The organism is Glycomyces luteolus (assembly GCF_027622875.1).
GTDB classification, from domain to species: Bacteria; Actinomycetota; Actinomycetes; order Mycobacteriales; family Micromonosporaceae; genus Glycomyces; species Glycomyces luteolus.
The window spans coordinates 171,154-193,874 of sequence record NZ_JAPZVP010000002.1; the positions used below are offsets into that span (position 1 = coordinate 171,154).

A 22,721-nucleotide genomic window follows, 5' to 3' on the forward strand; every position below is an offset into this window, starting at 1 on the left:
CTCCCGAGTACCTGCGGGTAGGCTGATCGCATGCCAGAGTTCGCAGCAGTGTTCGCCTTCGACGTGCGCTATTACGTCTTTCTGATCATTACGCTCGGGGCCGCCCTGCTTTCGGTGATCGCTCTCACCCACTGCGCGGTGCAGAAGCCCGACGCGTTCAACGCCGTCGGCACCCTTTCCAAGGGCGCGTGGCTCGGCATCCTGGCGGTCAGCCTGCTTCTGTCGCTGCTGTTCGCTCAGCGGCCCGGGTCGGGGCTCATCTTCACCCTGGTGGCGATCGCCGCGGCGCTGGTGTACCTCCTGGACGTGCGCACCGGATTCAAAGACCTCCGTGGCGGCGGTTCGTCGTACTGAGCGGTTCCGCTCGAACACGTGAGAAAGCCGCGTCGACAATGTCGACGCGGCTTTCGCCATGCCTTCTCGGCGTTCAGGTCCTACCGCTACCGCACGACGCCGCGGGCCATGTCCCGCAAGCGCTTCACCCGCTCCGCCGTCGGCGGGTGGGTCGAGAACAGGCTCGTCAGCCCGCCGCCGCGCAGCGGCGACTCGATCATCAGATGCGACTGCTCCGCGATCCGGCTGTCCGACCGCGCCGGCATCCGGTCCACCCCGGCCGAGATCTTCTCCAGCGCGCTCGCGAGCGCGAGCGGGTCGCCGGTGAGGCGCGCGCCGTCGGCGTCGGCCTCGAACTCGCGCGAACGCGAGACGGCCATCTGAATCAGACCGGCGGCCAGCGGGCCGAGGATCATCGTCAGCAGCAGCACGAGCGGGTTCGGCCGGTCCTCGTCGTCGGACGCGAAGAACGGCAGGAACATCGCCAGGTTCGCGAGCATCGTGATGATGCTGGCCAGCGCCCCGGCGACCGAGGAGATGAGGATGTCGCGGTTGTAGACGTGCGACAGCTCGTGGCCGATCACCGCCCGCAGCTCGGCGGGAGTGAGCAGCTGCAGGATGCCCTCGGTGACGGCGACCGCGGCGTTCTCGGGGTTGCGCCCCGTGGCGAACGCGTTCGGCTGCATCGTGGGGGAGACGTACAGGCGCGGCATCGGCTGGTTCGCGCGGTGCGCGAGCTCGCGCACCGTCGCGTACAGCTGCGGGGCCTGCGCCTCCGATACGGGCTGCGCCCGCATGGCGCGCAGCGAGATCTTGTCGGAGTTGAAGTACGCGTAGGCGTTCATGCCGACGGCGATGACCGCGGCGATGAGAATGCCCGTGGAGCCGCCGAGCGCGTAGCCGATGGCGATCACGAGCGCCGACATCGCGCCGAGCAGCACCGCCGTCTTGAGGCCGTTGTGGTGCTTCATGGTGGTTGGTTTCCCTCCTTGTGGGAAAGAACAACGCCTTCCTTACGGCCAGTATTTCTCTGTGAGCTGGGAATCTACCGAGAAATGGCGGTGAAGTCCAGCACGAGCTGCGGCGCGAGCGTCGCGGCGAGGAGGGCGAGGCCGATCGCGGCGAGGGCGATCGCGAAGCGGCCCTTGGCGGTGGCCGGGCCGCGGCCGAGGAGGACGGTGCGGGCGAGCGGCAGGTAGTAGGCGAGTCCGAGGATGGTGCCCGCGGCGACGATCACGGCGAGCCACACCGCGGAGGGGGCGAGCACCTCGAGCACGGCCACCTTCGCGAAGGTCCCGGCGAGCGCGGGCGGCAGCCCGGCGAGGCCGATCACGGCGAAGAGGAAGAGCGACGCGGGCAGGGGAGCGGACCGCCAGAGCCCTGAGAGCTCGGCGATCGAGCCGCCTTCTCCGGTTTCGCGGACGGCCGCGAGGGCCGCGAACGCCCCCGCTTCCAGCAGCACGAAGAACACCGCGTACGCCAGCGCGGCCGAGGCCGCCGCCGCGGTGCCCCCCCGGCCCGCCGCCGTCGCGACGACCGCGAGCGGGGCGAGCGCGTACCCGGCGTGGGCGATGCCGGACCAGGCCAGCAGCGGTACCGTCCGGCGCTGCACCAGCGCCCCGAGGTTCCCGACCACGATCGACGCGACGCTCAACGCCGCCATGACGATCCCGGTGCTCGCCCCCGCGTTCGCAGCGAGTCCGAAGTAGACCACCCAGACGACGGCGACCGCGCCGCCGAGCTTCGAGGCGCTGGCGAGGTAGGTCGCGATCGGCAGCGGGGCCCGTTCGAGGACGAGCGGCGCCCAGGCGTGCAGCGGCGCGGCAGCGAGTTTGAACGCGAGCCCGCCGAGCAGCAGCGCCGTCCCGGCCGCCACGAGCGCGGGGTCGGCGTCGGCGAGACCGGTCGCGAGGCCTTCCAAGTGGACGGTGCCCGCCGCCGCGTACAGGAACGCCGCGCCCATGAGGGCGGTCGCCGAGGAGGCGATCGAGGCGATCAGGAACGTCACGCCCGCTTCGGCACCGTCGCGGCCGGGTTTCGTCACGAGCACGTAGAGGGGCACGGTCAGCGTCTCGAGCGCCACGATCAGGGTGATCAGGTCGCGGGCGCCCGCGAGCGTGATGCCGCCCGCCGCCGAGACCGCCAGCAGGAACCAGTACTCGCCCGACTGCCTGCCGCTCACCGCGGCAACCAGGACGCTCAGCCCGGCGAACAGCGCGGCCGCGCCCATCGCCGCGTCGTCGGCCACATAGGAGTGCCAGTCGCCGACCGCGAACGTGGCCCGGTCCTTCCCGCCCGCGGCCCAGCACGCGGCGAGGGCGGACGCCCCGAGCTCGATCATCATGCAGGGCTTCGCGAACCGGCCCGCGAAGAGCGCGAGCACGGCCGCGCCGGACGCGAGGTACAGCGGCAGCAGCGCCACGTGGTCGATCGCCTGCACCCGCATCTACAGCAGCCCTTCACTGAACAGGTCCAGCAGCGGGCCCGGGATCAGGCCGAGCAGCAGCGTCCCGGCCACCAGCGGCGACCAGACCACGAGCTCCGCAGTGGAGGCGTCGCCGATCCCCGAGGTCGCGGGGACCAGGGGGCCGTGGCTGACGCGCCGCAGCATCCGCAGCAGGTACGCCGCCGCCAGGAACGCCCCGAACGCCGCCGCCGCGGCGAGTGCGAGCCAGGCGCCGCCGCGTTCGGCCGCGGCGTAGACCGTGAACGCCTCGCCCCAGAACCCCGCGAGGCCCGGCAGTCCGAGCGACGCGAACGCGGCGAAGCCGAGCAGCCCGGCGAACGCGGGCGCGGCGAGCCGGAGCCCGCCGAGCGAGCCGAGGAGGCCGGTGTGCGTGCGGGCCTTGAGGGCTCCGGCGAGGAAGAACAGGAGGGGCGTGATCAGGCCGTGCGCGAGGTTCCCGAAGAGCGCGGCGCGGACGCCCGCTTCGGTGCCGGCGGCGAAGGCGAGGACCACGAAGCCCATGTGGCCCACCGAGGAGTAGGCGATGAGCCGTTTGAGCTCGGGGAGGCTGAGGCAGACGAGCCCTGCGACGAGGATGCCGAGCGCGGCGAGCACCGCGAGGACGGGGGCGGCGTCGGCCGCGCCCTGCGGGGCGATGCCGCCGGCGACGCGGATGAGGCCGTAGGTGCCGAGTTTGAGGAGCACGCCCGCGAGGAGGACCGAGCCGACGGTGGGGGCGGCGGTGTGCGCGTCGGGGAGCCAGGAGTGCAGCGGCCACAGCGGTGCTTTGACCGCGAATCCGATGGCCAGCAGGGTGAAGACGAGCAGCGAGATGCTCGGGTCGACGCCTCCGGCGACGATGATCGCGCCGAGGTCGGCGGTCCCGGCGTCGGCGACCGCGACGAACAGGCCCGTGGCCATGATCAGCGACCCGCCCACGGTGAACAGCGCGAACTTCGCGGCGGCACGGCGGCGCGCGACCGGATCGCCGTAGCGGCGGATGATCGCCCACATCGGGAGCAGGACGGACTCGAACGCGATGAAGAACAGGATCAGGTTGTCTGCGAAGAACACCAGCGTCGAGGCGAATTGGACCGCGAGGAGGAGCGAGGTCAGCGTCGCGGCCGGTCTGCCGGGCACCCCGGAAGCATCGTCCGCGGCCAGGGAAGGGCCCCCGGTTTCGACTCTAGCGAGACGATCCTGAAGCGCACCTGAAGTGCGGCGTTCGGCACCGAGTGCATTGTGGAGGCAGCACAGCAGGCCCAGCAGGGCCGTGAGTATCGCGAGGGGCCACGAGACTCCGTCGACCGCCAGTGAGAAGTCCAGGTAGAGCGAAGGCGCCCAAGCGAACTCGATCTCGTGCCACCAGCCGCCGCTCAGGCTCCCGCCGATGCTGACCCAGTCGCCGTTCCCGCGCCCGACCGGCAGCACCGCGACCACCGCCAGTGCCAGCGCCGCCGCGCCCACGCCGATCCAGTGCGCGAACGCCCGGTCCCGCCAAGCCCACACCAGCACCGCCCCGAAGAACGGCACCGCCACCGCGGGCACCAGCATCAGCTCCACAGGCTCACCCCGATCGCCACCACCGCGACCAGCAGCGTGCCCGCCGCACTCAGCCGCAGGTACCGCACCAGCCCGCCCCGGTGCCCGGCCGCGGTGTCCTCGGCCGCCGCGAGCGTCGCCCGCGCCGAGCCCTCCACGGCCGTCCGGTCGACCAGCCGCTCGTCGAGCGTCCGCGCCGCCGCGCTCGCCGTCCTGGCGATGGCGCGAGTCGCCTTGTCCGTCAGGCGTTCCGCATAGAGACCCGTCGCGAACGCGGGTCGGGTGCGGCCGAGGACGCCCGCCGGGTCGCGTTCATCGTCGAGCGCGGGGAGGGCGCGCCGGTGCCCGCGCCACCACGCGTCGGCGATCACGGCGAATCCGCCGAGGGTCGCGAGCAGCAGCAGCGCCATCAGGTCCATGTGCAGATCCGGCAGGTCGAACGGTCCCGCGAAGTACACCGTCCCGAAACCGACGGTGACGATCATCAACGCCCACAAGGTCAACGCCTCCGCGGCGGGCACCACGGCCCGCTGCTCCCGCTCGGGCGCGCCGCGCCAGAACAGGAGCAGCCACAGCCGCGCCGCGTATGCCGCCGTCAGGATGCTCGCGCCGACCCCGGCCCAGAACACGACGACTCCTGCCGGGGTCCCGGCCTCGTAGGCCGCGCCGAGGACCGCCTCTTTGCTGTAGAACCCGCCGAGCGGCGGCAGGCCCGCCATCGCGGCGAGCCCGATCGTCATGGCCCAGAACGCCAGCGGCGAGTCGCCGGGCCGCAGCCTGGTGGTCCGCAGGGCGCCGTTCGTGCCCGCCAGCGCGATCACCACGCCCGCGGTGAGGAACAGGAGCGCCTTGAACGCCGCGTGCGAGACCAGGTGGAACAGCGCCGCGTCCCCGGCCGCGACCGCCACGGCCGCGAACATGAACCCGACTTGGCTCACCGTCGACCAGGCGAGCACGCCCTTGAGATCGCATGCGGCGAGCGCGCAGAGGCCCGCGCCGACCATGGTCACCGCGGACACCAGGGCCACCACGATCAACAGATCCGGGGGCCAGACGGGGATCAGCCGGGTCAGCACGTACGCCCCGGCGGCGACCATCGTGGCGGCGTGGATGAGCGCGCTCACCGGCGTGGGACCGGCCATGGCCGGGGGGAGCCAGATCTGGAGCGGGAACTGCGCGGATTTGCCGATGCAGCCGAACAGGATCAGCAGCATCGCGGCCGCGGCGGTCCCCGTGGACACGTGCGAGAGTTCGCCGATGCGGAAGGACCCTGCGGCGGCGCCGAGGATCATCACGCCGAGCACGAATGCGACGTCGCCGAAGCGCGTCACGAGGAACGCCTTGGCCGCCGCGCCCGGCGCCTCGGGCAGTTTCGCGTAGTGGGCGATGAGGAGGTAGGAGCAGGCGCCCATGACCTCCCATCCGATGAGGAGGAACACGAGGTCGTCGGCGGCGACGACGAGAAGCATCGCGGCGCAGAACAGGTTGACCTGTGCCGCGAACGGCGCGTACCTCGGGTCGTCGCGCAGGTACGCGGCGGAGTAGACCTGCACGAGGAGGGTGACGAACGCGCTCGCGATCGCGACGGCCGCCGCGGTACCCGTGAGGTGCATCGCGAGTTCGACCCGGATCGGCCCGAAGTCGGCGAGCGTCAGCGCGAATCGCGGGTTGGCGACGGCGCAGATCGCCGCCATGCACAGGGCGAAGGCGGGGGCGATGACCGCGAAGGACGCCGCGAGGCCGCGGTGGCGGAGCAGCAGCCCGGCGAGGCCCGCCGCGGCGGGGAAGCCGACGAGGAGGAGCCCGTAGGTCATCGGCCGCTCCGCACGTCCGAAGGCGGTTCTTCGGGAAGGTCGTCGGTGTCGATGGTGGCCCGGGCGCGCCACAGGTTGAGGATGAGCGCGAGGCCGACGCCGACTTCGGCGGCGGCTATGACCACGATGAACAGTGCGAAGCTCTGACCGGTATAGGCATTGTGGACGAGGTCGGCGGTGACGAGGACCAGGTGCACGCCGCCGAGCATGAGTTCGGCGGCGGCGAGTTGGAGCACGGCGTTGCGGCGCGTCAGGACGCCGTAGAGACCGATCGCGAACAGTCCCACGGCGATCAGGAACCCGATCAGCGGATGCACGGCACCCTCCCCGCAGGGATGAGATGGGTCGATCGGGGCCACATGGCCTCATCTTGGACTACCGGGCACCCCGAAGTCCAGCGTCGAGACCGTGTTGATACTCGTCGATCCACTCGGCCCCCCGCGGGGAGACCGCCGCGGGCGGGCCCTCGGAGCGCCCGTGCCGTCCGGTCAGGTCCAGGTGCCGCGCCGCTGCTCGAGGCCGTCGAGAATCAGGTCGAGGCCGATCCAGAATTCGTCGGCGTAGTCGTAGCCCGGTTTGAGGGCGTGCTCGACCGCCAGCTCGGCCAGGTGCGGGAACCCCTCCGCGGCCGCCTGCTCCAGGATCGGGGCCGCCACCTCTTGGAGGTCGCCGGGCGACTCGAACGGCAGCGCCAGCTCCTGGAGCACGAAGCCGTAGATGTACGCGTCGAGCAGTGAGAACGCATGCGCCGCACCCGCGACCGCGAACCCTTGGGCGCGCAGGCAGCCGATCACCGCATTGTGGTGGCGCAGTGTCGCCATGCCTGCGTTCGCCCGTGAATCCATCAGCGCGATCGCCCACGGGTGGCGGACCAGCGCTTCCCGCATCGAGGCGGCGCGCCGCCGCATCGCGGTCTTCCAGTCGTCGCCCTCGGCGGGGAGCTCGACCTCGGCGAAAACGAGGTCGACCATGCCGTCGAGCAGGGCGTCCTTGTTGCGGAAGTGGTGGTAGAGGGCCATGGCCTGCACGCCGAGCTGCTCGGCGAGTTTGCGCGTGCTCGGGACCTTCCCGCCGGAGGCGTCCGCCATCGCGACCGCGGTGCGCACGACCTTCTCCCTGCTGAGCGTGCCGCGGGCCGAGGGCGGATCGGCCGGTTCGGTGGTCACGCGTCGCCCCCTGTTCGTCGATCGGACATCGCCGGTACTTTACACTGTACAGTTTTCCTGTACAGTGTAAAGGTAGTGGCTGAGAAGCAGGGCCACCCTTCGAACGAGGAGCAAGTCATGGAACCGTCGAACCCGATCGTCCCGCAGACCGGCGCGGGCAAGCGGATGTGCATCGTCGGCGCGTCAGGGAAGCTGGGCCGCTACATGGTGCGGCACGCGCTCGACCGCGGCTACGAGGTCGTGGGCGTCTGCCGCGAGAAGAGCGTCCCGAAACTCGCGGACTACGCCGACCGGATCACCGTCATCGGCGGCGACACGAACGACCGCGCGGTCATCGCCCGCGCCGTCGAAGGCTGCGACGCGGTGCTCAGCGTCCTCGTGCCCTGGGGCGTGCACGACTACTCCTCGGGCACCGCGCGAGCGGTCATCGACTACGCGAAACCCGATGCGCGCCTGGTGTTCTCGTGCGGCTGGCACATCACCCGCGACGGCAGGGACACCTACTCCTGGAAGATCAAGGCCGCCGTCGCCTTCGCCCGGTTCATGCGGATCACCCGCCTCCTCGACCTCGACGACCAGTACCGCGCCGCCGACCTGATCTTCAACAGCGGCACCCGCTGGACCCTCGTGCGCGGCTCCGACCTCGAAGAGGGCCCGAGCGAAGGCCTGCCTGTCTGGACCCGCCACGTGGGCGACCCCCTCCTCGAAAGCAACATGACCCGCCGCATCGACTTCGCCCTCTTCATGGTCGAAGCCGTCACCGACGACAGCCTGGTCCAAGAGGCCCCCGCCATCGTCGGCTGCCGAACCCCCTCGGCCCTCGCCCACGCCGAGAAAGCGATCTGAGCCTCAAGATGGTCCTCGACAGCGGCACCTGCGAACTCGAGTACCACGCCGAGATCTGAGCTCTGGGCCCCCACGCCCCTAGCCGGTTTCGGTAGCGTTGGGCTGAGGAGGTCGTTGCATGGACTTGCTGATCATGACCGCCGCTGCCTTGGCTCGCGGGGTCGTTCAGAGGCTCGGTCGTGTTGCCGTGCCGAGTGCCGCCGAAGCCGGTGACGCGGCCGCCGAGCGGCGCTGCTTCGCGACCGTCCGCGAGAGCGCCAGCGAACTCCGGCCCGGCCCGAGCGCCGACCGCCCTTCGAGCTACTCCTTCAAAGAACAGTGGAAGGAACTGCTGGTCTACAGTCTACACGGAGACCGGCGACCCGGGCGGCACCTACACGTTCCTATGCGGCTGGGGCGACTTCGAGCGCCCGTTCAGCGTCGGCGTTCCGACCGCCGAGACCTGGGACCGGGCGATGCCGGAGTTCATGCGCGGCAGGCGGGACGAGATCCTCGCCCGCCTCCGCGACTGGGCGGGCGGCGACTACGTCATCGACGAGTACGAGCCGGCACACCTGCGGCCCGAGCCCGAGTGATCGCCGCTGGAGTCAGGCCGTTCATTCCTCCAGCGAGCGCGGGTCGGACAGGTCGGTGGTGAAGATGTCCTCGGCCGTGATGGCGAAGGCCCTCGGGGCGTGGCCGGTGACCGTGTTCCTGGCCGCGATGTAGAAGTCGAGATCGGGCTCGTCGTTCTGCGTCATTCGCTGGGCTTTGGGCAGCAGCTTGGCCGTGATGCGGCGGGCATCGGCCGCTTTGGCCCACTCGGCTTCTCCCATCGCTATCGGGATCTCCGCGCGATCCGGGGTCGCAAGGACCAGCGCATCGACCTCGTCCTGCCCGGTCCTCGTCCACCAAGGCCCGATGGCGGTGATCCGATCGCCGATGCGACCTGCCACCGGTAATACTTCTGCTTCGAGCGTTCGTCCTGCCCCGCCGGAATCACGGGTTCGATCAGCTGCAGTCGCGCGAGATTCGTCAATGTGCGGGTCGGATTGGCACTGACCGCCGACTGGATCTCGTTGAACCGCGTGGCACCCTTGGCGATGGCGCGCAGCACCGCACCGGGGAGCCCCTCACTGCCGGCCTCGGTGGCGAGCACCGGCTCGGCCTCCAGCTGCAGCCGGTCTCCGGGACGGGAAGCAAGCTCGACGAGGTCGTCGAGCAGGTCGGCCTCCTGGTCCCACCAGTCGAGGTACAGCGGCATGCCGCCGAGGAGGCCGTAGACCGTGGCGCACTCGGCCCCCGAGAGTCCCGGAAGCATGGCCGCCACTTCGCCCGGACCGAACTGCTTCACCTGAAGCGCCAGGTCGAAGCGCCCGTGGTCTGGAGTTCGAACATGGTGCGAACCGCCGAACCGCAGAGCACGATCTTGAGCCGCGTCTTCCCTTCGGCGCGGTCCTAGAATGCCCGTATTTGGCTGGGGAGCGACGGGTCCGCCTTGACCAGTTCGGGAAACTCGATGTGTACTTGCATGAACCGCAGTAATTGCTCAGCGGAGCAGGAGGTCGGCCAGGGCGAAGGCGAAAAGGGCCACCGCTACGAAGCCGTTCGCGGTGAAGAAGGCGCGGTTGACCTTGGAGAGGTCGTTCGGCTTGACCACCGTGTGCTCGTAGGCGAGCGCGACGGCGACGACCGCGAGGCCGATCCAGTAGAGCCAGCCGAAACCGGTGAGCGCGCCGAACCAGGCGAAGGCCGCCCAGGCGAGCACGTGGGTCGCCGTGGAGGCGTGCAGCGCCGCCTTCACGCCCCAGCGCGCGGGGGTCGAGTGGACGCCGATCTCCCTGTCGATCTCGATGTCCTGGCAGGCGTAGATGAGGTCGAAGCCGCCGATCCAGAGGCCCACGGCCGCGCCGAGGACGATCGAAGGAGCCGAGCCCTCGAATTTGCCCGTCACCGCGAGCCACGCGCCCACCGGGGCGACCATCTGGGCCAAGCCAAGGATCGCGTGCGGGTAGTCCGTGAACCGCTTCGCGTACGGGTAGACGATCAGCGGGGCCACCGCCAGGGGGCTCAGCGCCAGGCACAGCGGGTTGAGCAGCCACGCCGAGAGCAGCAGGGCGACTAGGCTCACGGCGCAGCCGATGTACGCGGTCTTGAGGGAGACCTTGCCGGTCACCAGCTCGCGCTTCGCGGTGCGGGGGTTCAGGGCGTCGATCTTGCGGTCGATGATCCGGTTCGCGGCCATGGCGAGGGTGCGCGCGCTGACCATCGCCACGGTCACGAGGACGAGGACCCGCCAGGAGAAGGCGTCTTCCAGCTCCATGACCGCGAGGGTCGAGAGGTACGCGAACGGCAGGGCGAACACCGAGTGCTCGAACGCGACGAGCTTCAGGAAGTCCTTGACGTGGTTGGGCTTCGGGGTGATGGTGTCAGTCAAGTCCGTACTCTCTCCAGCGGCGGTCGACGGCCGCGGTGACCGCCGAGCTCATGCGCATCGCCTCGGGCCAGCCGCGCGTGTAGCCCTCCTCGGGCCATTTCGCGGTGGCGTCGAGGCCGGCCTTGCCGCCCCAGAACTGGTGGTAGGAGGCGTGGTCGAGGTGGTCGACGGGGCCCTCGGTGAGGAGCAGGTCCCGCGAGTAGTCCACATTGCCCAGTGCGCGCCAGGCGACTTCGCGGTAGTCGTGCACGTCGCAGTCGGCGTCGACCACGACGATGAGCTTGGTGTGGCTCATCTGCTGGAGCCCCCAGATCGCGCTCATGACCTTCTGCGCCTGCTTCGGGTACTTCTTGTCGATCGAGACGATGACGCAGTTGTGGAAGACCCCGGCGGCGGGCATGTCGTAGTCGATGATCTCCGGGACCATGATCTTGATGAGCGGCAGGAAGATCCGCTCGGTCGCCTTGCCGAGGCCGTGGTCCTCCTGGGGCGGGGCCGAGGTGACGATCGTGTGGTAGATCGGCTTCTGGCGCATGGTCATCGCGTGGATGCGCATCACCGGGAACGGCTCGACGGGCGTGTAGAACCCGGTGTGGTCGCCGAACGGCCCCTCGGGGAGGCGCTCGCCGGGCTCGGCCCAGCCTTCGAGGACGATCTGCGAGTTCGCCGGGACCTGAAGCGGCACGGTCAGGCAGTCGACCATCTCGACGCGCTCGCCGCGCAGGAACCCCGCGAACAGGTATTCGTCGATGTCCGGCGGCAGCGGGGCGGTCGCGGCGTACGCCATCACCGGGTCCGGGCCGATGGCGATCGCCACGGGCAGGCGCTCGCCGCGCCTCTCGGCCTCGGCGTAGTGGGAGGTCGAGTTCTTGTGGATCTGCCAGTGGAGGCCGATCGAGCGCTCGTCGTGCTGCTGGAGGCGGTAGAGGCCGACGTTGCGCTTGCCGGTCTCGGGGTGCTTGGTGTGGGTCAGCCCGAAGTTGTGGAAGACGCCGCCGTCGCCGGGCCAGACCTGAAGCCCGGGGAGCATGTTGAGGTCGACGTCGTCCCCGGTGAAGACCACCTCTTGGCAGGGGGCTTTGCGGATCTTCTTGGGCGGCACGGACTTCAGCTGCATGAGCTTGCCGAGGCCGTCGCGGATCCCGGCCCAGCCGACGGGCAGCTCCGGCTTGGCGAGGGCGCCGATGCGGTCGCCGATCTCGTTGAGGGACGCCACGCCGAGGGCCTTGGCCATGCGCTCCTCGGTGCCGAAGAGGTTGATCGCGACGGGGATGTCGCTGCCCGCGGGGTTCTCGAAGAGCAGGGCGGGGCCGCCCGCGCGGATCACCCGCTGGGTGATCTCGGAGATCTCGAGGTGCGGGTCGACCTCGGCCTCGATGCGCTTGAGGTCGCCGTCGGCTTCGAGAGCGGCCAGGAACGCCTGCAGGTCTTGATACGGGAACTTGGGTGCCACGGCGTTCATTCAACCACCCTGCCGCGGTCACATTTCCGGGCTCTACTTCGTCCTAGCCGCGTAGCGGCGCGGCGTCGACCGTGGACTGCGGGCACGGGACCTGAGTCTGTGAACTAGATTACGATACGGTACCGTATCGTTTCGTATAGGCGTAGGCTCGACTCAACACCACGATACGACCGGAGTACGACAACCCGGCGGATCGAACTCCCGCGCCCGGGCCGGAACACCGCCCGCCGTGCGCTGCAGCCGCGGTCGGCGCCGCGGCCCACATCAATTCAGATGCACTCCCGAAGCACTGCACAGAAACGGAAACCCTGTGAGCGACACCCGTTCCGAACCGACCCCTGCGGAGGTCGAGGAGCAAGGCCACCCGCGCCGGTGGGCCATCCTCGGCGTCCTGGTCATCAGCCTCATCGTCGTCGTCCTCGACAACACCGTCCTGAACGTCGCCATGAAGACCCTGGCCGAACCCGCGCCCGAAGGCGTCGGCGCCAGCCAGAGCGACCTCGCCTGGATGATCAACTCCTACACCCTGGTCTTCGCCGGCATGCTCTTCGCGTTCGGCGTCATCGGCGACCGCATCGGCCGCAAGAAGATGCTCATCGGCGGCCTCGTCGTGTTCGGCGCCGCCTCCCTGCTCTCGGCCTACGCCGAGACGCCCGACCAGCTCATCTGGTACCGCGCCCTCATGGGCTTCGGCGCCGCCATGATGATGCCCTCCACGCTCTCCATGCTCCGGAACCTCTTCCCGGCCAAAGAGTTCCCGAAGGCCCTCGGCATCTGGACCGGCGCGGTCGGCATCGGCGGCGCCATCGGCCCGATCGTCGGCGGCGCCCTCCTCGAGCGCTTCTGGTGGGGCTCGGTCTTCCTCATCAACGTGCCGATCGTCGCCTTCGGCATCGTCGCGCTGCTGATCATGGCCCCCGAGTCGAAGGGCTTCCAAGCCAAGCCCGACCTCGTCGGCATGGCGCTCTCCGTCGTCGGCCTCGTCAGCCTCACCTACGGCATCATCGAAGCCGGCGAGCGGGGCTCCTGGGCCAGCGTCGAAGTCTGGGGCACCTTCGCCTTCGGCGTGCTCGTCCTGATCGGCTTCGTCCTGTGGGAGCGGAGCATCCCGCACGCCTCGCTCGACATGAAGCTGTTCAAGAACACCCGCTTCTCAGCCTCCTCGGCCATCATCGTGCTCACGTTCTTCGGCATGATGGGCCTGTTCTTCTTCATGACGTTCTACATCCAGATCGTCCGCGGCTACTCGCCGCTCGAGACCGGTCTGCTGTTCCTGCCCATGGGCGCCGCGATGCTCATCTTCGCGCCCATGTCGAACGCGCTGGTGCAGCGCTTCGGCGCCAAGATCGTCGGCTCCGTCGCGATGCTCCTGGTCATCAGCAACTTCGCGATCTCCGCCTTCGTCCTGGACCTCAACAGCTCGGTGTGGCTGCTCATCACGCAGTTCGCGATCACCGGCATCGGCATGTCGAACCTCATGCCCCCGGCCATGAACACGCTCATGTCCTCCGTCCCGAAGGAGAAAGCGGGCGTCGGCTCGGCCCTCGCCAACACGCTCCGGCAGGTCGGCGGCGCCCTCGGCGTCGCGGTCCTCGGCACCGTCATGGCCCAGGCCTACCGCTCCGAGGTCGGCGACGCGGCCCCGCAGCTGCCCGACGCGGCCCGCGAGTCCATCGCCACCACGTACGGCGCGGTCGAATCCGGAGCGGTCCCCGCCGAAGGCGCGGGCCCGATCCTGGACGCGGCCAACGCCTCGTTCCTCGACGCACTGCACATCACCGCGATCAGCGCGATCGGCGTGGCCCTCGCAGGCCTCATCGTCATCATCCTGTTCTTCCCCGGCAAGCAGCGCCGCGAGACCGAGAACCCGGAGCGGGCCACCGAGCCCGCCCTGGTCGAGGCCTAGGGGAGAATCGGGTCATGCCTGCCGAGCTCAGCGAGACGCCGACCGTCCCGGACCAAGCCGCCCCAGCCGGAGCCGCCCCTGGCGACGCCGAGCGGAGCGGTCCGGGCGGCGGAGCCGTGCCGACCCCCGCCAAGGGCCGTCCCCGAAGCGAGGCCGTCAGCCAGGCGATCCTGGAAGCCACCCTGGATCTCATCGCCGAGCACGAGAACACCGCCGACGTGAGCGTCGAGGCCGTCGCGGAGCGCTCCGGCGTCTCCAAGGCCTCGATCTACCGGCGCTGGACGTCGAAGGAGGAGCTCATCGCCGCGGCCATGGAGTGCATCAAGGCCCCGCTCCCGGCCGACATGCCGCGCACCTCACTGCGCGACGACCTGATCCACCTGGGGCACAGCATGACCCGCACCTACGGGGAGCGGGACACGAAGGTCCTCAGGTGCATGATGCTCGCCATGAAGGACCCCGAGTACAGGCGGCACCACGACCGGCTCGTCGAGCGGCGACGCAAGTTCGTGCGCGACACGTTCGCGTACTGGGCCGAACGCGGCCAGGTCCGGCCCGATCTGGACCTTCGCCTGGCGGTGGCGATGGTCGTCAGTCCGATGCTGACGATCTACGTGTACGGCCAGTACGCGGAGCTCCAGGCGCCCGACGCCGTCGAGCGCATCGTCGACGCCCTCCTGCTCGGCATCGGGACCGGTGGCCCGCTCGAAGCCGCCGAATAGCACTGAAACGCCTCGCGGCCTTCACGATCCGCCGATCGTGAAGGCCGCGTCCGTTCCCCCGACCAGATGCGACCGGGCCCCGCCGTCCCGCGGGGCCCGGTCACCGGAAGGAACCGAGGATCTGGTCTAGGGGGCCCGGCTCACCGCCTCCCGGCGAACCGGGCCCGTTACTCGTCGGTGCTGGCTGATCGGCGGCAGGAGCTCCGCACTGTGCCTCTTGACCCGCGGAGCTCCGAAGCCGACTAGTTGACCGGCGGGTAGGCGTTCTCCAGCAGCTCCGCGAACTGCTCAGAGGACCAGTGGCCCGAGAGCGGCATGTTGTCGCGGGCACCGGAGGGGTTGTTGCCGTTGCGGATGTTGCCCTGGTAGTCCGGGTCGCACATCTCGTCGAAGCCCTTGCCCTCGTCGTTCGGGATGGCCGAAGAGGAGCCGTCGGACTCGCCCGGGGGCTTGATCCAGACGTAGGCGTCGATGCCCGGCTCGGGCGCGACGGTCGGGCGCTCGCCGAGGCCGGCGCCGGCCTGGTTGCACCAGTTGCCCTTGTTGTAGCGCTGGTCGATCCGGGACTCGTCCACGAAGGTGATCGGGTTGGTCGAGGTCGACGGGCCGGTGGGACGGTAGTCGCCGCCCCAGCCGTTGCGGCTGGTGTCGATCAGCATGCCGATGTCGGAGTTGAAGCCGTTGTCGATCAGCTCGTCGCGGAAGGCCGTGGCGAAGTCGATCTCGCCGTTGTAAGCGTTCCAGTCGACCCACTTGACGTCGCCGTTCTGGTTGAGCGGCTTGCCGCCCACGTTCTGGTTGACCTCCCAGTAGGGCTCTTCCAGGACCGAGAAGTTCGCCGTGTTGGTGATGAAGCCGTGCACGTCGTCGGCGGTCATGCCGTTCATGCCGATGAGGTCGCCGTACTGGGCCGCCGAGGCGTGGAAGTTGTCGTACTGCGGGTCGTCGTTGGTCCACCCGATCCAGCCGTGGTGGCCGACGTCGAGGTAGTTGTACGTGTTGGACAGCGCGCCGAGCTCCGAGACGGCGTAGGAGATGCCGTCCTCGTAGTTGCCGTTGGCCTTCATCGTGTCGCAGTTCGGCGTCGCGGTGGCCCGCGGCGAGACGTTGGTGACGAGGTTGGGCAGCGAGTCGACCTCGATGACGTTGACGATCCTGAGGTCCGCGTACTTCTCCTGGCCCATGATGTCGACGATCGGGTCGATGTACTCGGTCTTGTACTTGCCGATCTCGTCGGCCTTGAGCTCGCCGTTCGAGGCCAGCGCGGCGCAGTCGCGGCCCGGCAGGTTGTAGATGACGAACTGGATGACGTCCGCGCCTTGCGCGAGCGCCTCATCCAAGTGGTCCTCGATGCCCATGCTGCCGGTCGTGGGTGAATTGTTGCCGTAGATCGCGGAGCGGCGGTCGATCCAGACGCCGGTCGGCTGATCGGCGATCGCGTCGCCGCCCGGTTCGGCTGCGGCGTTCGCCGACCAGATCGGGTTGACGTAGGCCTGCGCGCCCGCGTACGGGTTGTCGACCTTGTCGCCGCCGCCCGGGTTGCCCGTCGTCGGGCCGTCGGTGGGGGTCTCGGTCGGGGGCGTGGTGGGCGAGGTCGGCCCGTTGCAGACGTCGCCGTTCACCGTGAACTGGCCCGGAGCCGCAGAGGACCCGCTCCCGATGAAGCCGAAGACCTCTTTGGACTGACCGGAGGCGATGCTGGCGTTCCAGCCGACGTCACCGCCGGTGAAGCCGGTGCCGCTCTGGCTCCAGTCGACGTTCCACGCGTTGGAGACGGTGGTCCCGGCCGGGAAGTTCCACTTCACCTCCCAGCCGTTGATCGGCTCGTCAGCGGTGATGACGACGTTGGCCTGGAAGCCGCCGCCCCACGAGCTGACGACGTTGTAGTCGACTTCGCAGCCTTCTTCGGCGAGTGCCTGGTTCGCCGAAGCGAAGGTCAGACCGGTCGCAGCGAGCGCGCCCACGGCGACGCCCGTGAGCGCGAGTCTCCTTCTCCTTCGAGATACTTGCATTTGTCGATGTCCTTCGGGGTTGATTGGCCGAGCGAAACGGCCCGGAACGGGTGCCCATCGAGGGAAGCGCTCCCAAGATGTGCATTGATAATCTCCGATATATTGATGGACTGTCAAGAGGTCCACCAGGAAAATTCGCTTCCGAGCCTCGTTTGGCCAACGCTTTCGAAGGGTGTCGAGCGGATGGCAAGCGCTTGAATCAGTGAAAACGCTCCCGCAGGACAACCGAACGGTTCGCTTAAGAAAGCTCAGCGAAAACCTTCTGGCCGCGTACGCCGGCGGGGCCGCGCGATGCGCGGCCCCGCCGTCTTCCTGCGGGCGAAGTGCCGGTTCGCCCTTGCCTGCCTGCCCAAGCCACTAGCTGACCGGCGGGCCGCCTGCGGCGGCCGGCAGCTCGGCGCTGGGCCTCTTGGTTCGCCGAGCTGCCAAGGCCATTAGCTGACCGGCGGGTAGGCGTTCGCCAGCAGCTCGGCGCCGTGCTTCTTGGTTCGCCGAGCTGCCAAGGCCATTAGCTGACCGGCGGGTAGGCGTTCGCCAGCAGCTCGGCGAACTGCTCGCTCGACCAGTGACCGGAGAGCGGCATCTCGCCCCGCGCCCCGCTCATGTTGTTGCCATTGCGGATGTTGCCCTCGTAAGCCGGGTCGCACATCTCGTCGAAGCCCTTGCCCTCGTCGTTGTCGATCGGCTCGGAAGCGCCGTCGGACTCCCCCGGGGGCTTGATCCACACGTAGGCGTCGATGCCCGCCGCCGGGGCGGCCTGCGGCCGCTCGCCGAGACCCGCACCGGCCTGGTTGCACCAGTTGCCCTTGTTGAACCGCTGATCGATGCGCGACTCGTCCACGAAGGTCACCGGATCCGTCGAGGTCGACGGACCGGCCGGCCGGTCCGCACCGCCCCAGCCGTTGCGGCTGGTGTCGATCAGCATGCCGACGCTCTCGTTGAAGCCGTTCGCGACCAGCTCGTCGCGGAAGGCCGTGGCGAAGTCGAGCTCACCGTTGTAGGCGTTCCAGTCGACCCATTTGACGTCGCCGTTCTGGTTGAGCGGCTTGCCGCCCACGTTCTGGTCGACCTCCCAGTGCGGCTCCTCCAGCGCGGAGTAGTTCGCGGTGTTCGTGATGAACCCGTGCACGTGGTCGGCGGTCATGCCGTTCATGCCGATGAGCGAGCCGAACATCGCGGCGGAAGCGTGGAAGTTGTCGTACTGCGGGTCGTCGTTCGTCCACCCGATCCAGCCGTGGTGGCCGGCGTCGAGGTAGTTGTACGTGTTCGGCAGCGCGCCGAGCTCGGCCGCCGCGTACGAGACGCCGTCCTGGTAGTTGCCGTTGGCCTTCATCGTGTCGCAGTTCGGCGTCGCGGTCGCGCGCGGCGAGACGTTCGTGACGAGGTTCGGCAGCGAGTCGATCTCGATGACGTTGACGATCCGCAGGTCGGCGTAGGCCGGGTCGCTCTGGATCGCGACGATCGGGTCGATGTACTCGTTCTTGTAGCGGTCGATCTCGTCGGCCTTGAGCTCCCCGTTCGAGGCGAGCGCGGCGCAGTCGCGGCCCGGCAGGTTGTAGATGACGAACTGGATGACGTCCGCACCCTGGGCGAGGGCCTCGTCCAGGTGGTCCTTGAGGCCCATGGTTCCGGTGGTGGGGGAGTCGTTGCCCTCGATCGCGCTGATCCGGTCGAGCCACACGCCGGTGGCCTGGTCGGCGATGGCCTCGCCGCCGGGCTCGGCCGCGGCGTTCGCGGCCCACTGCGGGTTGACGTAGACCTGCGCGCCTTCGTAGGGGTTGTCGACCTTCGCCTGGCTGACGCCGGCGTCCGAGTCCGTCTGCTCCTGGGCTCCGGCGCTGGTCAGCGCGACAGTGCTGACCGTGGCGGCGGCCAGCGCCGCCGCGGCGAGCGCCCCCAGGCGCTGCTTCCTTCGACTGAGTGTCATGTGCCTTCCCTCGATTGATAGTCGGGCTTGACAGCAGCTGGTAGGCACGGCTTCGCCGCACAAAGCAGCCGCTCTTCAGGGAACGGCTCCGCGGGTACCGGGTGGACACGGAAGCGCTCCCAAAACTTTCACATCGAAGTTTGCCTATGTCTAACTGTGATGTCAAGAGCCTTGATCCCGGAGAATCCAGAATTTTCCCATTGGCGGCAAGTATGGCAACTCAGGGTATTCATCCGATTTCAAAAAGTGAACAAATGCCCTTAATGGAGCAAAAAGACTCCACTTTAGATTTGACGTTTCCGGGACACCGAAAAGCCCGCGCCGCCGCCTGTGCGATCAGGCGGCGGCGCGGGCTGCGTCGATCCGTGGCATTCGGTCCCGAACATGCGAAAAGCCGGTACCGGGCGCGTCCTTCCTCGGCCGTGTGCGGACCGGGGGCGCTGCGCGGGACCGGCTTGTGCCGGACGGTCGTTCAGTTCGCGGATTCGCGGCCGCTGTGGCGCCCGCGCGGTACGTCTGGGCTGGCTACTGGGCGTTCCCGGTCTCAAAGGTGGTCTGTGCTCCAGCATCGCCTTCGAGCAGTGCCCGCACTTCCGACTCGCGGAACCGACGGTGACCACCCGGTGTGCGTATGCTCCCGATCCGGCCGGCGGCGGCCCAGCGCGTCACGGTCTTGGGATCGACTCGGAACAGCGTCGCCACTTCGCCAGGTGTGAGTAGGCGGTCCTCGGTCTCCATGATTTCTTCCTCCCCGTGATGAAGACTCACTTCGTGCGTTAAACCCATTACACCACTATTCAGTCAAACCTGCCATGAGTTCTTGGACATACTTTCGGCTGGTAGGTTTTGCCTGAAAGTACCACGCGTACGTCAACGACGCTCTGAGCTGAATCTGACGCTCTAGGACTACGCGGGTATGAGGTAGGCACAGGGCGCAAGTGGCAACTCTGGTTATCCTCGACAAGTGGACGAGATCGACCAGACGATAGTGAACCTCTTGCGTACCGACGGGCGTACCTCCTACGCCGAACTGGCGCGGCGGGTCGGTCTCACCGCACCCTCCGTGCAGGACCGCGTCACCAAACTGGAGAAGAGCGGCATCATCACCGGCTACACGGCCCTGATCGATGCCGAGGCCATCGGGCTCGGCATCACCGCGCTCATAGGCATCATCCCCGACAACGCCGCCGACCATCACGACATCTGCGAACGGCTCCGCGCCATTCCGCAGATCGAATCGTGTTATTTCCTCGCCGGCGTCGAGTGCTATCAACTCAAGGTGCGAGTGCCCAAGATGGGCGATCTCGAACGGCTCATCCATCGCGTGGGCGCGATTCCCGGTGTGGCGCAGACGCGCACCACCATCACCCTCTCGACCAAGTGGGAGGACCGGCCCCAGCCCGTCCCGTTCGAGCTGGCCGACTGAAATGCGCTCCGTCGACCGGGCGAAGAACCGCCTCTGGACCAACTGGGCGATCACCACAGTGGAGGCCGACGCCAACCGCTCGGCCGATACGCACCTGCTCCCGTTCCCGCTCCCGGGCGACTGGGGCGTGGACCTCTACCTCAAGGACGAGTCGACGCACCCGACCGGATCGCTCAAGCACCGGCTGGCGCGCTCGCTCTTCCTGTACGCGATCTGCAACGGCTGGATCGACGAGGGCACGCCGGTGATCGAGGCCTCGAGCGGTTCGACCGCGGTGAGCGAGGCCTACTTCGCGCGGATGCTCGGGCTGCCGTTCACGGCGGTGATGCCGAAGTCGACGAGCGGCTCGAAGATCGCGCTCATCGAGTCCTACGGCGGCCAGGCGCACCTGGTGGCCGAGGCCGGCGAGGTGTGCGCCGAGGCCGAGCGGCTCGCCGCCGAGACCGGCGGGCACTTCATGGACCAGTTCACGTACGCCGAGCGCGCCACGGACTGGCGCGGGAACAACAACATCGCCGAGAGCGTGTTCGAGCAGATGCGGCTGGAGCGCCACCCGGTGCCGAGCTGGATCGTGGTCGGCGCGGGCACGGGCGGGACCTCGGCGACCATCGGGCGCTACGTGCGCTTCCGCAAGCACGCGACGAACCTGTGCGTGGTCGACCCCGAGCATTCGGCGTTCTTCGACGGATGGCTCGAAGGCGACCCGGACGCGGCCGCCGAGCGCGGCTCGCGCATCGAGGGGATCGGGCGGCCGAAAGTCGAGCCGTCGTTCATCCCCGACCTGGTGGACCGCATGGTGAAGGTGGACGACGCCGAGTCGATCGCCTGCGTGCGCTGGGCGTCGGAGCGGCTGGGGCGGCGGCTGGGCGGTTCGACGGGCACCAATCTCGTCGCGGCGCTCTCGATCATCGCGGAGATGCGCGAGGCCAGGCGGGGCGGCAGCATCGTGACGCTGCTGTGCGACTCGGGGCTGCGTTACGGCAGCACCTACTTCGACGACGACTGGGTCGCGGCGCAGGGCCTGGACCTCGACGCGGCCGCGGCGAGACTCGCGCCGCTCCTGCCCGACTGACCGCTCGTCCGCCAGATCCGACCGCTCATCGCGCCGGTCCGACCGCTCACCCGACCGCCTGCCTCGGGCTACTTGTGGCGAAAACCTTCCGCGAGTTACAATTCCCGCCAAGCAAATCGAGGATTGTGAGTATATGGATTCCCTCGAGCGTCCGGCACCGCCCGAGGAAACGCATTCGACCGATCCGCCGCAGCTTTGAATCGTTTCAGGAAAGAATCCTGCACACTCCCGACCGCTTCCTCCTCACCTGGGCCCCAGCGCCGCCTCGCCGCTGCGGCCTCGACCTTCCAGCACTGGAGCGCACATGACCAACCCACACGGCAACCCGTTCAGCGCCAAGCTCTCCCGCCGCAACCTCGGCCTCCTCGCCGGGCTCGGCGCCGGGGCCGCCGCGGGCGGATTCCTCGGCGCGGGCGCCGCGCACGCCGCGTTCACGCCCGGCACCTGGTACGTCCTGCAGTCCCGCCTCTCCGGGCTGGTCTGGGACCTCTCCGCGTCGACCGCCAACGGGGCCAAGCTCGTGCAGCAGGCCCGCACCGACACGAACCACCAGCAGTTCCGCTTCGTCGACGTCGGCGGCGGCTACTACAAGATCCAGGCCCGGCATTCGAACCTGGTGCTCGACGTCTACGCCAAGTCCAAGGACAACGGCGCCGACATCGTCCAGTGGGCCGACAACGGCGGCGTCAACCAGCACTGGCAGATCCTCGACGACGGCACGTACCTGCGGTTCGTGAACCGCAACTCCGGCAAGGCCCTCGACGTCTGGGAGCGTTCGACCGCGCCGGGCTCGCGCATCTCGCAGTACGACTCGAACGGCGGGACGAACCAGCAGTTCAGGGCGCTCCCGGCGGGCACCCCGGCCCAAGGGAACCCGACGATCTACATCGCCTCGGACTCCACCGCCCAGAACTACAACTCCGATCGCTACCCGATGGCCGGCTGGGGTCAGAAGCTCGGCGGCTACTTCGACGCGAACACCACGATCGCGAACCACGCGATCGGCGGGCGCTCCTCGCGCTCGTTCATCGAACAGGGCCGCCTCCAGGCGATCCTCGACGTCATCAAGCCGGACGACTACCTCTACGTCCAATTCGGGCACAACGACGCCTCCGTCGACAACCCGGAGCGCTACACCTCGCCCGCGGACTACAAGATGTACCTGCGAGACCACTACATGGCGGGGGCCCGGGCCAAGGGCGCCATCCCGGTGCTGCTCACGCCCGTCAACCGCTTGGACTACAACTCTTCCACCGGCAGGTTCAACGAGTCGTTCGCGACCTACGCGGCCAAGGTGCACGAGCTGGTCAGCGAGACCGGCGTGGCCCTGATCGACCTCGGGGCCCGCTCGCGGACCTACCTCAACTCGATCGGCTACGACCGGGCCCGCTGGGAGGTCTTCATGCACCTGCGGGCCGGGCAGTACCCGAACTACCCGAACGGCCTCACCGACTCGACCCACTTCCAGGACAACGGCGCGAACCAGATGGCGCGCCTGGTCGCCGAGGGCACGAAGGCGCTCCCGCTGCCGATCGCGGGGCACGTGCGATGACCATGCGGCGCGGGGGGGGGCGGGGGGGGCCCCGGGGCGCCCCCCGCGGCGAAACAACCACAAAGTATTGACAAAAAAA

The 22,721-nt window shown here is 68.9% G+C and carries 20 protein-coding genes; 7 read left to right on the forward strand and 13 right to left on the reverse strand.

The window, feature by feature from the left end; genetic code table 11:
* Nucleotides 1-30 precede the first annotated feature (30 nt).
* Nucleotides 31-354, forward strand: a complete 324-nt coding sequence (locus O1R50_RS02755; RefSeq protein ID WP_270108329.1) for a DUF2516 family protein — start codon at nucleotides 31-33, stop codon at nucleotides 352-354.
* An 86-nt stretch (nucleotides 355-440) separates the two neighbouring features.
* Here O1R50_RS02755 and htpX read toward each other — a convergent pair whose 3' ends face one another.
* The 6 genes from htpX to O1R50_RS02785 all read right to left on the reverse strand — a co-directional run bounded on the left by htpX (nucleotide 441) and on the right by O1R50_RS02785 (nucleotide 7,301).
* On the reverse strand, nucleotides 441-1,304 hold the full coding sequence (gene htpX / locus O1R50_RS02760; RefSeq protein WP_270108330.1) for a zinc metalloprotease HtpX: 864 nt from the start codon (nucleotides 1,302-1,304) through the stop codon (nucleotides 441-443).
* 74 nt (nucleotides 1,305-1,378) lie between these two features.
* Complete coding sequence (locus tag O1R50_RS02765) at nucleotides 1,379-2,779, reverse strand: NADH-quinone oxidoreductase subunit N (protein ID WP_270108331.1); 1,401 nt, start codon at nucleotides 2,777-2,779, stop codon at nucleotides 1,379-1,381.
* Entirely contained in the window at nucleotides 2,780-4,333 is a 1,554-nt protein-coding gene (locus O1R50_RS02770; protein WP_270108566.1) for a complex I subunit 4 family protein, read from the reverse strand.
* Nucleotides 4,333-6,135, reverse strand: a complete 1,803-nt coding sequence (locus tag O1R50_RS02775; protein WP_270108332.1) for an NADH-quinone oxidoreductase subunit 5 family protein — start codon at nucleotides 6,133-6,135, stop codon at nucleotides 4,333-4,335. Before O1R50_RS02775 ends, O1R50_RS02770 begins: the two co-directional genes overlap by 1 nt.
* Nucleotides 6,132-6,452, reverse strand: coding sequence for an NADH-quinone oxidoreductase subunit NuoK (gene nuoK / locus O1R50_RS02780; protein ID WP_270108334.1), 321 nt, complete (start codon nucleotides 6,450-6,452; stop codon nucleotides 6,132-6,134). Before nuoK ends, O1R50_RS02775 begins: the two co-directional genes overlap by 4 nt.
* Before the next feature lie 171 nt (nucleotides 6,453-6,623).
* Nucleotides 6,624-7,301 (reverse strand): TetR/AcrR family transcriptional regulator, encoded by a 678-nt coding sequence (locus O1R50_RS02785; RefSeq protein WP_270108336.1) that lies wholly within the window; start codon nucleotides 7,299-7,301, stop codon nucleotides 6,624-6,626.
* A gap of 117 nt (nucleotides 7,302-7,418) precedes the next feature.
* On the opposite strand from O1R50_RS02785, the gene O1R50_RS02790 reads away from it, so the two are divergent.
* Nucleotides 7,419-8,147, forward strand: coding sequence for an NAD(P)-dependent oxidoreductase (locus tag O1R50_RS02790; RefSeq protein WP_270108337.1), 729 nt, complete (start codon nucleotides 7,419-7,421; stop codon nucleotides 8,145-8,147).
* Between the two features lie 596 nt (nucleotides 8,148-8,743).
* On the opposite strand, the gene O1R50_RS02795 is transcribed toward O1R50_RS02790, so the two are convergent.
* The 4 genes from O1R50_RS02795 to O1R50_RS02810 form a co-directional block, all read right to left on the reverse strand.
* A complete protein-coding gene (locus O1R50_RS02795; RefSeq protein WP_270108339.1) occupies nucleotides 8,744-8,962 on the reverse strand; it encodes a hypothetical protein in 219 nt (72 codons plus the stop codon).
* A 2-nt stretch (nucleotides 8,963-8,964) separates the two neighbouring features.
* Nucleotides 8,965-9,480 (reverse strand): ATP-binding protein, encoded by a 516-nt coding sequence (locus O1R50_RS02800; protein ID WP_270108340.1) that lies wholly within the window; start codon nucleotides 9,478-9,480, stop codon nucleotides 8,965-8,967.
* A gap of 195 nt (nucleotides 9,481-9,675) precedes the next feature.
* Complete coding sequence (mqnP, locus tag O1R50_RS02805; protein WP_270108341.1) at nucleotides 9,676-10,563, reverse strand: menaquinone biosynthesis prenyltransferase MqnP; 888 nt, start codon at nucleotides 10,561-10,563, stop codon at nucleotides 9,676-9,678.
* Nucleotides 10,556-12,025 (reverse strand): menaquinone biosynthesis decarboxylase, encoded by a 1,470-nt coding sequence (locus O1R50_RS02810; RefSeq protein ID WP_270108342.1) that lies wholly within the window; start codon nucleotides 12,023-12,025, stop codon nucleotides 10,556-10,558. The genes mqnP and O1R50_RS02810 overlap by 8 nt, the downstream gene beginning before the upstream one ends.
* A 310-nt stretch (nucleotides 12,026-12,335) precedes the next feature.
* On the opposite strand from O1R50_RS02810, the gene O1R50_RS02815 reads away from it, so the two are divergent.
* Both O1R50_RS02815 and O1R50_RS02820 read left to right on the forward strand, forming a co-directional pair.
* Nucleotides 12,336-13,931, forward strand: a complete 1,596-nt coding sequence (locus O1R50_RS02815; protein WP_270108343.1) for an MFS transporter — start codon at nucleotides 12,336-12,338, stop codon at nucleotides 13,929-13,931.
* A 14-nt stretch (nucleotides 13,932-13,945) separates the two neighbouring features.
* Complete coding sequence (locus tag O1R50_RS02820; RefSeq protein ID WP_270108344.1) at nucleotides 13,946-14,653, forward strand: TetR/AcrR family transcriptional regulator; 708 nt, start codon at nucleotides 13,946-13,948, stop codon at nucleotides 14,651-14,653.
* A 242-nt stretch (nucleotides 14,654-14,895) separates the two neighbouring features.
* Here O1R50_RS02820 and O1R50_RS02825 read toward each other — a convergent pair whose 3' ends face one another.
* The 3 genes from O1R50_RS02825 to O1R50_RS02835 form a co-directional block, all read right to left on the reverse strand.
* Entirely contained in the window at nucleotides 14,896-16,665 is a 1,770-nt protein-coding gene (locus tag O1R50_RS02825; protein WP_270108345.1) for a glycoside hydrolase family 6 protein, read from the reverse strand.
* 508 nt (nucleotides 16,666-17,173) lie between these two features.
* The gene (locus tag O1R50_RS02830) at nucleotides 17,174-18,592 is read right to left on the reverse strand and encodes a glycoside hydrolase family 6 protein (protein ID WP_270108346.1); all 1,419 of its coding nucleotides are present in this window, start codon (nucleotides 18,590-18,592) and stop codon (nucleotides 17,174-17,176) included.
* 525 nt (nucleotides 18,593-19,117) lie between these two features.
* Nucleotides 19,118-19,330 carry a BldC family transcriptional regulator gene (locus O1R50_RS02835; RefSeq protein WP_205326807.1) on the reverse strand — a complete coding sequence of 71 codons (213 nt, stop codon included), beginning with the start codon at nucleotides 19,328-19,330 and terminating at the stop codon, nucleotides 19,118-19,120.
* Between the two features lie 226 nt (nucleotides 19,331-19,556).
* On the opposite strand from O1R50_RS02835, the gene O1R50_RS02840 reads away from it, so the two are divergent.
* The 3 genes from O1R50_RS02840 to O1R50_RS02850 all read left to right on the forward strand — a co-directional run bounded on the left by O1R50_RS02840 (nucleotide 19,557) and on the right by O1R50_RS02850 (nucleotide 22,642).
* Nucleotides 19,557-20,018, forward strand: a complete 462-nt coding sequence (locus O1R50_RS02840; RefSeq protein WP_270108347.1) for an Lrp/AsnC family transcriptional regulator — start codon at nucleotides 19,557-19,559, stop codon at nucleotides 20,016-20,018.
* Between the two features lies 1 nt (nucleotide 20,019).
* Nucleotides 20,020-21,090 carry an L-cysteine desulfhydrase Cds1 gene (gene cds1 / locus O1R50_RS02845; RefSeq protein WP_270108348.1) on the forward strand — a complete coding sequence of 357 codons (1,071 nt, stop codon included), beginning with the start codon at nucleotides 20,020-20,022 and terminating at the stop codon, nucleotides 21,088-21,090.
* A 304-nt stretch (nucleotides 21,091-21,394) separates the two neighbouring features.
* A complete protein-coding gene (locus tag O1R50_RS02850) occupies nucleotides 21,395-22,642 on the forward strand; it encodes an RICIN domain-containing protein (RefSeq protein WP_270108349.1) in 1,248 nt (415 codons plus the stop codon).
* The last annotated feature ends 79 nt before the right edge of the window (nucleotides 22,643-22,721 follow it).

What these genes read in the sequence shown, in the direction of transcription:
- O1R50_RS02755 (WP_270108329.1), top strand. Translation starts at nt 31, where the DNA reads ATGCCAGAGTTCGCAGCAGTGTTCGCCTTCGACGTGCGCTATTACGTC.
- htpX (WP_270108330.1), bottom strand. Translation starts at nt 1,304, where the DNA reads ATGAAGCACCACAACGGCCTCAAGACGGCGGTGCTGCTCGGCGCGATG.
- O1R50_RS02765 (WP_270108331.1), bottom strand. Translation starts at nt 2,779, where the DNA reads ATGCGGGTGCAGGCGATCGACCACGTGGCGCTGCTGCCGCTGTACCTC.
- O1R50_RS02770 (WP_270108566.1), bottom strand. Translation starts at nt 4,333, where the DNA reads ATGCTGGTGCCCGCGGTGGCGGTGCCGTTCTTCGGGGCGGTGCTGGTG.
- O1R50_RS02775 (WP_270108332.1), bottom strand. Translation starts at nt 6,135, where the DNA reads ATGACCTACGGGCTCCTCCTCGTCGGCTTCCCCGCCGCGGCGGGCCTC.
- O1R50_RS02790 (WP_270108337.1), top strand. Translation starts at nt 7,419, where the DNA reads ATGGAACCGTCGAACCCGATCGTCCCGCAGACCGGCGCGGGCAAGCGG.
- O1R50_RS02795 (WP_270108339.1), bottom strand. Translation starts at nt 8,962, where the DNA reads ATGGGAGAAGCCGAGTGGGCCAAAGCGGCCGATGCCCGCCGCATCACG.
- O1R50_RS02810 (WP_270108342.1), bottom strand. Translation starts at nt 12,025, where the DNA reads ATGAACGCCGTGGCACCCAAGTTCCCGTATCAAGACCTGCAGGCGTTC.
- O1R50_RS02820 (WP_270108344.1), top strand. Translation starts at nt 13,946, where the DNA reads ATGCCTGCCGAGCTCAGCGAGACGCCGACCGTCCCGGACCAAGCCGCC.
- O1R50_RS02825 (WP_270108345.1), bottom strand. Translation starts at nt 16,665, where the DNA reads ATGCAAGTATCTCGAAGGAGAAGGAGACTCGCGCTCACGGGCGTCGCC.
- O1R50_RS02830 (WP_270108346.1), bottom strand. Translation starts at nt 18,592, where the DNA reads ATGACACTCAGTCGAAGGAAGCAGCGCCTGGGGGCGCTCGCCGCGGCG.
- O1R50_RS02835 (WP_205326807.1), bottom strand. Translation starts at nt 19,330, where the DNA reads ATGGAGACCGAGGACCGCCTACTCACACCTGGCGAAGTGGCGACGCTG.
- cds1 (WP_270108348.1), top strand. Translation starts at nt 20,020, where the DNA reads ATGCGCTCCGTCGACCGGGCGAAGAACCGCCTCTGGACCAACTGGGCG.
- O1R50_RS02850 (WP_270108349.1), top strand. Translation starts at nt 21,395, where the DNA reads ATGACCAACCCACACGGCAACCCGTTCAGCGCCAAGCTCTCCCGCCGC.